We start from the raw sequence: 12,359 nt of genomic DNA, 5'->3' as shown, positions 1-12,359 counted from the left end.
ATAATTTATTCAAATAGAGCAAATTTTGAGAAAAGTTTTAAGATTTTAAATTTACACTTTTAACATTTAAAAACTCATTTAAGATACTGACGTTAATGAACTAAGGGGGATACTTATGGGGGAATACAAATCAAGATTAGAAAATAAGGATATGGATTTTTTAATAGAATGCATACAATCTTTAAAAACAAAAGAAGAATATTATAGATTTTTTGAAGATGTTTGTACTGTTTATGAAATAAAAGCAATACAGCAAAGATTACAAGTTGCTAGGATGTTAATGGAACGAAGAACATATTTGGATATAGCAAGCACAACAGGGGCTAGCACTGCTACAATAAGTAGAGTAAATAGATCTTTAAATTATGGTAATCAAGGTTATAAAGTTGTATTTGATAGAGTAAATTGGAAGAATAGATAAGATATAAATAAAAATACTTTATTTGAATTTGGTAATAAATATAGCTGAATTCAAATAAAGTATTTTATTTTTAATATAATTATGAATTGAAGGTAAAATAACAATAGGATTATTAAATTTTCTTATATATTATTAATCTGTGGTATAATAGTAGGACATTATTATATGGAAATTACAGGATTGAATATAACAATTAATTTATTATTTATTTTTAATTAATAAAGATTGTAGATTAAAGCTTAGAATATATAATTAAGTTTATTTGTTTAAAAAGTATTAAATTAGCAAATTATTTAAACAATAGTATATGCAATAACAAAAGTTTAATAAATTTATAAATAAACTTAGAAGAACGTTAGATTAGGAGTGATAAAATGGATTTGAAAAGTTTACTTAATAAAGAACAATATGAGGCAGCATCTACTGTTGATGGTCCAGTTTTAATATTAGCAGGGGCTGGTTCAGGAAAAACAAGGGTTTTAACTTATAGAATTGCACATATGATAGAAGATTTAAATATATATCCTTCACAAATATTAGCTATAACATTTACAAATAAAGCTGCAGGTGAAATGAAAGAAAGAATTGCTAAATTAGTTGGAGATGTAGCTGAAAGTATGTGGATATCAACATTTCACTCTAGTTGCGTAAGAATTTTAAGAAGAGAAATAGATAAACTAGGATATAATAAGAACTTTACTATTTATGATAGTTATGATTCTAAAACATTAGTTAAGCAGTGTATCAAGGAGCTAAATATAAATGATAAGGATATAACTGATGGAGAAATATTAGGTAAGATTTCTAATGCAAAAAATGACTTAATAACTGCAGATAAGTTTAAAAGTGAAAATCAAAATGATTTTAGAAAAAATAAGATAGCAGATGCTTATCTTTTATATCAAAAGAAACTTAAAGCTAACAATGCATTAGATTTTGACGATTTAATATTTATAACTGTAAAACTTTTAAAAGAAAATCAAGAAGTAAGAGAATTTTACCAAAGAAAATTTAGATACATAATGGTAGATGAGTATCAAGATACAAATAGAGCTCAATATGAATTAGTAAAATTATTAGTTGGAGTAGAAGAAAATATCTGTGTAGTTGGTGATGATGATCAATGTATATACCAATGGAGAGGTGCAGATATTAGAAACATATTAGATTTTGAAAAAGACTATCCTAAGACTAAAATAGTAAAACTAGAACAAAATTATCGTTCTAAAGGAAATATATTAACTGCTGCTAATATGGTAATAAAAAATAATGCACAAAGAAAAGATAAAGTACTAAGAACTGAAAGTGAGCCAGGGGAAAAAATAAAGTTATATAGGGCCTTTAGTGATATAGATGAAGGAAATTTTGTAGCTAGTGAAATCAAAAGATTAATGAGAGAAGAAAATAAAACATATAAAGATTTTGCTGTTTTATATAGAATGAACTCTCAATCACGTATTTTGGAGGAAGCTTTTAGAAAGCAAGATATACCATATAAAATTGTTGGTGGGTTAAAATTCTATGACAGAAAAGAAATTAAAGATATAATGGCATATTTAAAACTTATAAATAATCCATTAGATGATGTAAGCTTAAGAAGAATTATAAATGAACCTAAAAGAAGCATAGGTGATGCTACAGTAACAAAGGTTCAAGAAGTTGCAAATATGGCAGAAGATTGTTTGTATAATACTTTGTTAGATGTAGACATGATACCAGGACTTACAACAAAAGCAATAAATTCTATAAATAGATTTACTGGTATCGTGAATTCATTGATGGCAAGAACAGATGACATGTCAATATCAAAGATAATATTATCAGTTATAGAAGAAACAGGTTATATGGATATGCTGAAAAAATCAAAAGCTCCAGAGGATGAAACAAGAATTGAGAACTTAAAGGAATTAGTTTCTGATGCTGTTGATTTTGAAAAAACTAATGAGGATAAATCTTTATCTGCATTTTTAGAAAAAGTAACACTTGTATCTGATATAGATAATTTAGAGGATAAAGAAGAAACTACTGTTATGATGACTGTACACAGTGCTAAGGGCTTAGAATTTCCTGTAGTATTTTTAGTTGGTATGGAAAATGGTATATTTCCAGGAATGTCATCATTAAACAGTTTCCACGAGATGGAGGAGTCTAGAAGATTATGTTATGTAGCAATAACCCGTGCAAAAGAAAAGCTTTATGTAAGTTCAGCTGAAAGTCGTATGGTTTTTGGTAGAACAGTAAGCTATGAAGTTTCAGATTTTGTAGCGGAGATTCCTCAAAATTTAAAAGAAATAGTTGGAGGAGCTAAGGCAAGAGGTGTTAATACATTTAAGAGTCAAACAAGAAATGGAATGTATAATAATCCTCATTCTTTGAGAAACAATCAAAAATCTATGTTTAAGAGTTCATCAACAGATAATTTTTCAAAAGAAAACGAAAAAATTGTAAATATAAGTGAAATTTCTCAAGGAAGAAAAATAAAACATAAAGTTTTTGGGCTAGGTACAGTTATAGCAGTTTCTGTGAATGGTGAAGATATATTAGCTACAATAGCTTTTGATAATCAGGGTATAAAAAAACTTATGATATCTAAAGCACCTATAGAGCTTTTATAGACTAGATAATTTAGAAAAAAATATTTTATATAGATTTTAAAATTGCTCACGTTGACTTAGGGGTAAAATAAAACTTATTTAATTACATAATATACCTAATATATTATAGATGGGATTTATTGTTTTATATACCTAATTGCAATGATGAGCAATTTTGGTTAAAAAACTTACTGTTTTAAATTTTATTGTTAACTTTTAATTGTGCATGGTTATAGGGAAATAAGCTCCCGTTTAAATTTATTCATCAAATTTTTGTTATCATTTGAGAAAAATAAGTACAAACGTAGTTAGTTAAGAATTACACTGTTAACTATTCACTTTTAACTAAAATAATCTGTTAGTTATTGATAAAATATTAATTTGAATTTTCTCATTTGCTAAATGAATAACTTTAAAACTTAACTTGTAACCCTATATATAGGTAAATGTAAATTTGAAAATATGTGTGCTTAAAGGAGCGATTAACTTGGAGAAAAAAGAAAGAATGTTAGAACTTGTTGAATTGTTAAATAAATATGCTTATAACTATTATGTTTTAGATAATCCATCTGTTTCTGATAAAGAATATGATAAATTATATGATGAATTAGTAAAATTAGAAAAGGAATTAGGTTATATAATGCCTTATTCACCAACTCAAAGAGTTGGTGATATTATACTTCCAGAATTTAAAAAATATACTCATAAAGCTAGATTGTGGAGCTTAGATAAAGCACAAACGGTACAAGAGATAAAAGATTTTCATAATAGAAATTTAAAAGCTATTAAAGAATACAATTTAAATCATGATGAAAAACTTCCAGAGTTAAGTTATGTAGTAACAAAAAAATTTGATGGTCTTTCAATAAACCTTACATATGATGAAGATGGAATTTTAAAAGTTGCAGCATCAAGAGGAACCGGTGAAATTGGGGAGGATATAACAAGTCAGGTTAAAACTATAAAGTCTGTTCCATTAAAAATAGATTATAATTTAATCATGGAAGTACATGGAGAGGCTATAATGACAAAGGAAGCATTTGAAAAATATAATGCTACATCAGAAATACCATTAAAGAATTTAAGAAATGGAGCGGCAGGTGCATTAAGAAATTTAAATGTGAAAGAAACTGCTAGAAGAAACTTATCAGCATTTTTTTATGATATAGGATATAATGAAGGTGAAAATTTTGAAACATATATAGAAATGCTACAATTTCTTATAGAAAAAGGTTTTCCAGTTGATACATATTTTAAAGTATGTAAAAGTATAGAAGAAATTGAAGACGAAATAAAGTATGTAGAAAAAATAAGAAGCGAATTAAATTATGATATAGATGGTGCAGTTATAGCTATAAATGATATGAAAACAAGAGAGCTATTAGGGTATACAGTTAAATTCCCTAAATGGGCTATTGCATATAAATTTGAAGCGGAGGAAACATCAACAGTATTATTAGATGTTGAATGGAATATTGGTAGAAGTGGAAGAGTTACACCAACTGCTATTTTACAACCAGTAGAACTTGGTGGCGTAACTGTGAAAAGAGCAACTTTGAATAATATTGATGATATAAATAGAAAAGGTGTAAGAATTGGTTGTGAAGTTTTTGTTCGTAGATCAAATGATGTTATACCAGAAATTATGGGTGTAGTAGAACAATCCTTAGAAAATTCAAGACCTATAGAAGTACCAACAGTTTGTCCGAGTTGTGGTAGCAAATTAGTACAGGATGGAGTTCATTATTTTTGTGATAACACTCTTTCATGTAAACCTCAAATGGTTAAAAGCATAGTTCACTATGCAAGTAGAGAAGCTATGAATATTGAAGGCTTTAGTGAAAAAACTGCAGAAGCTCTTTTTGAAAAGTTAAATATAAAATCTATACCATACTTATATAAAATAGAAAAAGAACAACTTTTAACTTTAGAAAAGTTTGGTGAAAAAAAATCTCAAAACCTTATAAATGCAATAGAAAAAAGCAAAGTTTGTGATTTACCATCATTTATATATGCTCTTGGTATTCCAAATGTAGGTAAGAAAACTGCTAAAGATTTAGCAAAAGAATATAAAAATATAGATAATTTGGTAAATGCAACATTTGAATCTTTAGTAGCTATACCTGAGATAGGAGATATAGTTGCAAAAAGTATAATAGACTTTTTTAATTCAAATGAAGTAAAGAAGAATGTAGAAGAATTATTAAATTTAGGAGTAAAACCTAATTATCAAGAAGTTTCTATAACTGAAAATGTTTTTGAAGGAAAGACTGTAGTAGTAACTGGATCTTTAGAACATTATTCTAGAAGTGAAATAAAGGATAAGTTAGAATCTTTAGGAGCGAAAGTTTCTAGTTCTGTAAGCAAAAAAACAGATTATGTTTTAGTCGGAAAGGAACCGGGATCAAAATTTACTAAAGCACAAGAGTTAGGGATAAAAATTTTAAGTGAAGAAGAATTTAAATCAATGATATAAAGAATTAAAATAATTATTTAAATGATTTCTGTATTTTGCAGAAATCATTTTTTATATTAAATTAGTAAATTATTATATAGATATTGTATTTGACGAAGAATTATTATTTACAGTGTTTATAATAATAATTAGAAATTATGACTAAATTAAAAGTATAGTTGTCATTAAAAAATATGTTAGATAAATTAGTTGAACTGTTTATAACAAAAATATTATGTTGTTTAAATAATTATAAAAATGGAAAGAATTTATTGTATATACGATTTGAAAATTAGCTTATTAATATGAATGTTAGCAATAGATAATATGGAACTGTTAAAAAAGATACATAGTTATAATAAGGGAGGAAAAAATGTGAAAAAGATAATTTTATTAACATTAACAATATTAATTTTGTTATTTTCTTTTTCAATAGAGGGTAATGATGAAAATAGTAAGTCTAATCAAAAAAATAAATATGTAATATACAATATGGAACAAAGACCTAAAAATCTTATTATGACTGATAATAAAAATGTACGAGAAAAAGATTTAATTGTATCTTTATTTGAAGGACTTGTATCTTTAAATGATAAGGGTGAAATAGTACCAGCTTTATGTAAAGAATATAATGTAAGTGAGGATGGAATACAATATACTTTTAATTTAAGAGAAAACATAAGGTATAGTAACGGTGAAAAGATAACTGCAAATGATTTTGTTCAGTTTTTTGAGGAATTCTTATGTGATGAAAAAAATATATATAGAGAAGATTTAAATTGTATATTTGGAGTAAAACAATTTATAAATGATACAGAAGATTTCTCTAATGTAGCTATAAAGGCAATAGATGAAAAGACACTAGCTATAAGATTGAATAATCCTTGTGAAAATTTTATATATATGTTATCAAAACCGGTTATGTCTCTTAGAAAGTATACTGCATTAAAAAATGAAAATACCATAACAAAAGATACATTATTTACAGGACCATTTATAATACAAGATATAACAGATGATAATGAAATTATAATATCAAAAAATAAAAATTATTATAAAAATAATTTAGTTACAAATGAAAAAATTATTATTTCTTTTATTAATGATAAAGAAAAAGCATTAGCTTATTTTGAGGAAGAGGAAAGTAAATTAGACATAATTATTGATCCACCTATAAATGAATTATCAAGACTTGAAGAAAAAAACTTTTTACAAGGATTTGATGGAGATTCTTCTGTATATATAAACTTTAATTTAAATAAGGATTTAATAACTACAGATTTAAATTTTAGAAAAGCAATAAATGAAAGTATGTCAAAAGAATTTTTTATCCAACAAATATGTAAGGAATTTGGAAATGTTGCATCTTGTTATGGAGTTGATCAATGTGGTAAGTTTTCTTCTTATGGAAATAATAATCTTGCATTAAGATATTTAAAAAATAGTAAATATAAGGATGAAGTTATTACTTTTTTATATAACAATAATCCTATAGAAAAAAGAATAGCAGAAGATTTATCAAAAGACATTAAAGATGATTTAGATATTAATATAAAATTAAAAGCTTATAATAATGATGAAGAACTAACTCAAAATAATAAGTTTCATATGATATTAGTAGTAGATAACAATAGAGATAAAGATAAATATTTTTTGAATTTGTCAAGTGAAAAATATAAAAAGTTTTATGGGTTTGCAAATGAAAAATATGATAAATCGGTACAGCAATTATTAGGAGAAAAACACAATAAAGATAAAATTGAAATATATGATCAATGTGAAAATCTTCTAAGAGAAGAATTACCTATTATACCAATATACAATTTAAATACTGTGTTATGCAAAAAAAACAATATAGAAAATATTTATATTAATAAACACGGTAATATAGTCCTTTGTAATTTAAAAAAATAAATTTAAAAGAGTAGAAAGATCCTAAACATCAGGATCTTTCTACTCTTTTACTAAATAATATAACATAAAAAATCAACATGTTTTTATAGGCATCAAAAGTTAACTTATTAGATTTTAATGAATTTTTTCGTATATTATAAGTTACACATTTCGAAAAAATTGGTGCCAAACCGTTTGTTTCAGCTGATTGGAGTGAAGACATTCTAAAATACTCTTCCTGTAATAAATCTTCGGAGTTAGAAGAAAAATTTTTATATCTCTCAATATCATCTAAACTAGGACAATCAGGCCAACTTAATACTAAGTCCCATCCAATAACTTGGTTTCTATAAACATTATTTACCTTAGAATTGTCACTTTCATCTCCATCAGATTTTTTCATATCATTATGCAGCATCATTGCATAAAGATATAAAATAATTTCATCACAATAAATTTTATTTTCCTTTTCTTCAATGTCCTTTAGAAATAAGCCTTTATTAGAATCGTATAAACTTTCTAAGACAGAATATGCTTTTTCACTAGCCTGTTTAAATTTTTTGATTTTAGTTTCTTTATAAATAAACATACAATTTATATATAAAAGAGCAGTTGTATCTAAATTATCTTTTAAAGCAGTTGGTGGAATATATTTTAAATTTTCAAGCATCAAATCAGCAAAATCTAGAAGTAAATATTTAGCTTCGTCTATATGTGAATACTTATAAAAAGTAATAAAAGCAAAACAAACTTTTATTAATTCATCTTGAGGTATGTTATATACCTCTTCTTTAAAATCTAAAAACATATTTAATATGTCTAAAGAAAAATTTTTATATTGATTATTGTAATTAAATTTATCATATGTTGAAAATTTATAGTATGCTGACATAAAAAGTGCTTGAGTTGAAAATTTAAATTTAGTATTTTTATCATAAAGATTATATTGTCCAGCAATAGCTTCAGTTGTATCAACTTTATCTACAAAAACTCCTTCATTATTTCTGCAATATAAAGCGTAGAATTCTAATTGTTCAGATGCTAAATCTAGATATTGATTTTTCAAAGCATACTTATTTTCATCTATATCCAAAAATTCATTATAATAATCTGCAAGTTCTAATATAGATAAAGTCATAAGAGCATTAGAAGCAATATTTATTTCTTTTTTAAATTTTTTTTCATTCCATTTAAGCTGAGAATCTGTAGTTAAAAGTTTTCCATTAGCCTTTCTATAAAGGCTAAGTAGTGGAGAATTTGCATCGTTTATGATATCATCAGTTGTGGGTAAGATTTTATTTTTAGACCTTAAATTAGGTGAAATAATTCCACAGCCTGAACTAAATACTATGTTAAAAATAGAGTGTTTTGATAAATGAAAAAGTTGACTTTTTATGTTTTCATTATCTAGTATATTAATTCTTAGAAAAGGACCTATATATCTCAACGTAACACCACCATAATATTGATTATATTTAATAATATGATTGTAAATTGGAAAATGTGCTTAAATCTGAAATAAATGTTATTTAATTAATAATTTTATTGTAAATTAAATTTTAATACATAATAATAAATCGGTTTTAATATATAATATGTTTTTATAAAGAGGATTATGAACCAATTATAACTATAGGGAAACAAGCTCCAATTTAAATTTATTCAATAACTTTAAAATATTTTCACACAAGATACAGTGTTGAATTTTAAGTGATTCGGAGCATGTCTCACTATTTTAGGTATCCAAGTTTTGGAATGGATAATTTTAAAAGTCAACTTGGAACTCTATAAAAGTGTAATGGGATTAGTGGAAAAAAAGGAGATGTACTTATGAAGGTTGGAAAGCTTAATTGGGATGATTTAAAAGAAATTATAGATAATAATAAAAGTGTTAAAAGAAAAGACGTTAGAATAAGTAATGGTATAGGAGAAGATTGTGCCGTTATAAATTATGGCGATTATGAATGTGTGGTTTCAACAGATCCGGTAACAGGTGCAGATGAAAATATAGGTAAAATAGCAGTTAATATAAATTGTAATGATATAGCATCTTGTGGAGTAGAACCAGTAGGCATACTTGTAACAATATTGGTACCACCTACGGCTACATTAGAAGATATAAAAAAAATTATGATGGAAATAGATGAAGAGACTAAGAAATTAAATGTAGAAATTTTAGGTGGACATACAGAAGTAACAGAAGCTGTAAATAAGATAGTGGTTTCTTGCACCGCTTTAGGAAAAGGAAAAGCTTTATCTGCCATATCAACAAGGGGTGCTAAAATAGGTGATGATATTGTAGTTACAAAAAGATTGTGTATAGAGGGAACTAGTATACTAGTTAATGATTATGAACAGCGTTGTAGAAAAGTACTTACAGATGAAGAAATTAAGCTTGCAAGAGAATATGTAAATGATATAAGTGTTGTAAAAGAAGGAATAATAGCAGGTAATTATAAGGTTAATGCAATGCATGACATTACAGAAGGTGGACTATTAGGTGCACTTTGGGAAATGGCAGAAGGCAGCAATTTAGGATTCGAAATATATAAAGAAAAAATACCTGTAAGTGAAATAACAATGAAATTATGTAATGAATTTAAAATAGATCCCTTAAGATTTATATCCTCTGGAAGTATGGTTATAATTACAAAAAACGGAGAAGAACTTGTTAGAAAACTAAAATATGAAAATATAGAGGGTGCGGTAATAGGAAAAATAACAGAGGCTAAAGGAGTACTAATAGAGAATAATTTTAAGATAGAAGTTAGACCTCCAAAAAGAGATGAACTTTTTAATATTAATTAAAATATAGTTAAAAAAGATAAAAGTGTATATTAATGATAAATATATAAATAAAAAGTTAACAATATAAAAGGAGAATGACATGAAAAAAATAATAGTGGCAAGTAATAATAATCATAAAATAGAAGAAATAAAGGAAATGTTGAAAGATTTTTCGTATGAAATAATAGGTCTAAAAGAAGCAGGGATAGAAATAGATATTGAAGAAAATGGGAAAACTTTTATGGAAAATTCATACATAAAAGCTAAAGCTATATATGATTTATGTAAAGGAAAAAATATGGTTTTAGCAGATGATTCTGGATTAGCAGTAGATGCTTTAAATGGCGCTCCAGGAATATACTCAGCTAGATATAGTGGAGAACATGGAAATAGTATAGAAAATAATAAAAAACTTATAAGAGAATTACAAGGTGTTCCTTTTGAGAAAAGGGATGCTGCATTTCTTTGTGCTATGGTATTAATCGTTAATGACAATACTGTAGTAAAAGTAGAAGGTAAAGTTGATGGTAAGATAACTGAAGAGTATAGAGAAATAGAAGGTGCATTTGGATACGATCCATTGTTTTATGTTGAAGAATTAGAAAAAACCTTTGGAGAAGTATCTAGTGATGTTAAAAATGCAATGAGTCATAGAGGAAGAGCTTTAGAACAATTAAAAAAAGAATTAAACAAAATATAAAAAAATAGTGCTTTGAAGAAATATAAGTTAAAATTTGGTATTTAAAATAAATATATCTCACTAATAAATTTTTATTGGTGAGATATATTTTTGCAATAAGTTTTTATTAGAGAAAGGGTAGTATAGAAAATGTTAGTTGGGATTATTAGTGATACTCATAGAAATAAAGAAAATATGGATAAAGCAACAGAAAAAATTAAAAAGTGTGATCTTGTTTTCCATTTAGGTGATAATTATGAGGATATTGATTATATAAAAGGAATTTATAAAGGAAAAATAATAGGGGTTTGTGGTAACTGTGATACAATGAAGAAATTATCAAAAGAAGCTATATATACAATAAAAGGCCATACAATATTTTTAACTCATGGTGATTGTTATAGAGTTAAATTAAATACTTTTAATTTAAAGTATAGGGCAATGGAAATCGGTGCTGATATTGTTTTATATGGACACAGTCATATATCATCTATAGAAAAAGATGGTGGGATATTATTTATAAACCCAGGTAGTGTAGGTGAACCTAGGGATAGAAATCCATCTATAGCTATAATGGATATTAATGAAAATAGTATAGAGTGTGAAATTATAAGTATTTAAGTATAAATATATGATAAAAGGGGAATTATATTAATATTTAAAAAATATTAAGTGTAATATTTAAAATATTTTTTAAGGTGATAAATAATTAATAGAGAATAAAAATATTGTTATTTGAAAGAAATAATAGTATGGATAAAAAGTAAAAAATACATATTACAATACTGTAAAAAAGTCATAAAACATATGATTTTTTATGGCTTGTAAGGTAGTGATTTCAATAGTTGGTAATATTTCTGCAAAAAAAATAAACTTTTTCAACAAAAAGTGTTGACTTATTTTGCAAGATAATGTAGAATAACTATTGTCGTTAGGAGATAAAACAAGTTCTTAGCGATAAGCAAGTAAGCTTATCGGGGTGTGGCGCAGATGGGAGCGCGCGTGGTTTGGGACCATGAGGTCGCAGGTTCAATCCCTGTCACCCCGACCACTTTTTAAAACTTGCGGGTGTAACTCAATGGTAGAGTGCTAGCCTTCCAAGCTAGTTACGAGGGTTCGATTCCCTTCACCCGCTCCAAGTATGCGTTTTTAGCTCAGCTGGATAGAGCAACGCCCTTCTAAGGCGTGGGCCAGGGGTTCGAATCCCTTAAAACGCACCATTATGGTGGCCGTAGTTCAGTTGGTAGAGCACCAGGTTGTGGCTCTGGGTGTCGTGGGTTCGAGTCCCATCGGCCACCCCATTAAAAAGTTTTAAAAAAGTGTTGACAGGTTATAATTAACATATTATAATAAATAACTGTCAAAACAATGTTGGGATATCGCCAAGCGGTAAGGCACCAGACTTTGACTCTGGCATTCGTAGGTTCAAATCCTGCTATCCCAGCCATATGGTTCACTAGCTCAGTCGGTAGAGCACATGACTTTTAATCATGGTGTCCGGGGTTCGATTCCCCGGTGAGCCACCAAAAT

At 26.6% G+C, this 12,359-nt stretch carries 8 protein-coding genes and 6 tRNA genes; 13 read left to right on the top strand and 1 reads right to left on the bottom strand.

Features of this window, described 5'->3' with window-relative positions; genetic code table 11:
* The first annotated feature begins 115 nt into the window (after positions 1-115).
* From KQI36_RS05815 to KQI36_RS05800, 4 genes are all read left to right on the top strand, one after another.
* Positions 116-421, top strand: a complete 306-nt coding sequence (locus tag KQI36_RS05815) for a YerC/YecD family TrpR-related protein (RefSeq protein WP_010294242.1) — start codon at positions 116-118, stop codon at positions 419-421.
* A gap of 374 nt (positions 422-795) precedes the next feature.
* Complete coding sequence (pcrA, locus tag KQI36_RS05810; RefSeq protein WP_216450042.1) at positions 796-3,036, top strand: DNA helicase PcrA; 2,241 nt, start codon at positions 796-798, stop codon at positions 3,034-3,036.
* A gap of 484 nt (positions 3,037-3,520) precedes the next feature.
* Positions 3,521-5,491, top strand: coding sequence for an NAD-dependent DNA ligase LigA (ligA, locus tag KQI36_RS05805; RefSeq protein ID WP_425321722.1), 1,971 nt, complete (start codon positions 3,521-3,523; stop codon positions 5,489-5,491).
* Between the two features lie 354 nt (positions 5,492-5,845).
* The gene (locus KQI36_RS05800) at positions 5,846-7,384 is read left to right on the top strand and encodes an ABC transporter substrate-binding protein (RefSeq protein ID WP_216450039.1); all 1,539 of its coding nucleotides are present in this window, start codon (positions 5,846-5,848) and stop codon (positions 7,382-7,384) included.
* 28 nt (positions 7,385-7,412) lie between these two features.
* On the opposite strand, the gene KQI36_RS05795 is transcribed toward KQI36_RS05800, so the two are convergent.
* Positions 7,413-8,810: a hypothetical protein gene (locus KQI36_RS05795; RefSeq protein ID WP_216450038.1), complete on the bottom strand. Its 1,398-nt coding sequence runs from the start codon at positions 8,808-8,810 to the stop codon at positions 7,413-7,415.
* Positions 8,811-9,193: 383 nt separating this feature from the next.
* On the opposite strand from KQI36_RS05795, the gene KQI36_RS05790 reads away from it, so the two are divergent.
* The 9 genes from KQI36_RS05790 (at position 9,194) to KQI36_RS05750 (ending at position 12,355) form a co-directional block, all read left to right on the top strand.
* Positions 9,194-10,171 (top strand): AIR synthase family protein, encoded by a 978-nt coding sequence (locus KQI36_RS05790; protein WP_216450037.1) that lies wholly within the window; start codon positions 9,194-9,196, stop codon positions 10,169-10,171.
* Between the two features lie 79 nt (positions 10,172-10,250).
* A complete protein-coding gene (gene rdgB, locus KQI36_RS05785) occupies positions 10,251-10,850 on the top strand; it encodes an RdgB/HAM1 family non-canonical purine NTP pyrophosphatase (protein WP_010294236.1) in 600 nt (199 codons plus the stop codon).
* Between the two features lie 129 nt (positions 10,851-10,979).
* Positions 10,980-11,450, top strand: coding sequence for a metallophosphoesterase (locus KQI36_RS05780; protein ID WP_010294234.1), 471 nt, complete (start codon positions 10,980-10,982; stop codon positions 11,448-11,450).
* 354 nt (positions 11,451-11,804) lie between these two features.
* A tRNA-Pro gene (locus KQI36_RS05775) sits at positions 11,805-11,880 on the top strand.
* Positions 11,881-11,893: 13 nt separating this feature from the next.
* A tRNA-Gly gene (locus KQI36_RS05770) sits at positions 11,894-11,967 on the top strand.
* Positions 11,968-11,972: 5 nt separating this feature from the next.
* Positions 11,973-12,049, top strand: a tRNA-Arg gene (locus tag KQI36_RS05765).
* A 5-nt stretch (positions 12,050-12,054) separates the two neighbouring features.
* Positions 12,055-12,130 (top strand) — tRNA-His (locus KQI36_RS05760).
* 71 nt (positions 12,131-12,201) lie between these two features.
* Positions 12,202-12,276, top strand: a tRNA-Gln gene (locus KQI36_RS05755).
* A 3-nt stretch (positions 12,277-12,279) separates the two neighbouring features.
* Positions 12,280-12,355 (top strand) — tRNA-Lys (locus tag KQI36_RS05750).
* Positions 12,356-12,359: the final 4 nt, after the last annotated feature.

This window comes from Clostridium senegalense (assembly GCF_018916625.1).
In the GTDB taxonomy this organism is placed as follows: Bacteria; Bacillota; Clostridia; order Clostridiales; family Clostridiaceae; genus Clostridium_J; species Clostridium_J senegalense.
The sequence above is the reverse complement of the archived record's forward strand: the minus strand, read 5'-3'. Positions and strand labels throughout refer to the sequence as shown.

What these genes read in the sequence shown, in the direction of transcription:
- KQI36_RS05815 (WP_010294242.1), top strand. Translation starts at nt 116, where the DNA reads ATGGGGGAATACAAATCAAGATTAGAAAATAAGGATATGGATTTTTTA.
- pcrA (WP_216450042.1), top strand. Translation starts at nt 796, where the DNA reads ATGGATTTGAAAAGTTTACTTAATAAAGAACAATATGAGGCAGCATCT.
- ligA (WP_425321722.1), top strand. Translation starts at nt 3,521, where the DNA reads ATGTTAGAACTTGTTGAATTGTTAAATAAATATGCTTATAACTATTAT.
- KQI36_RS05790 (WP_216450037.1), top strand. Translation starts at nt 9,194, where the DNA reads ATGAAGGTTGGAAAGCTTAATTGGGATGATTTAAAAGAAATTATAGAT.
- rdgB (WP_010294236.1), top strand. Translation starts at nt 10,251, where the DNA reads ATGAAAAAAATAATAGTGGCAAGTAATAATAATCATAAAATAGAAGAA.
- KQI36_RS05780 (WP_010294234.1), top strand. Translation starts at nt 10,980, where the DNA reads ATGTTAGTTGGGATTATTAGTGATACTCATAGAAATAAAGAAAATATG.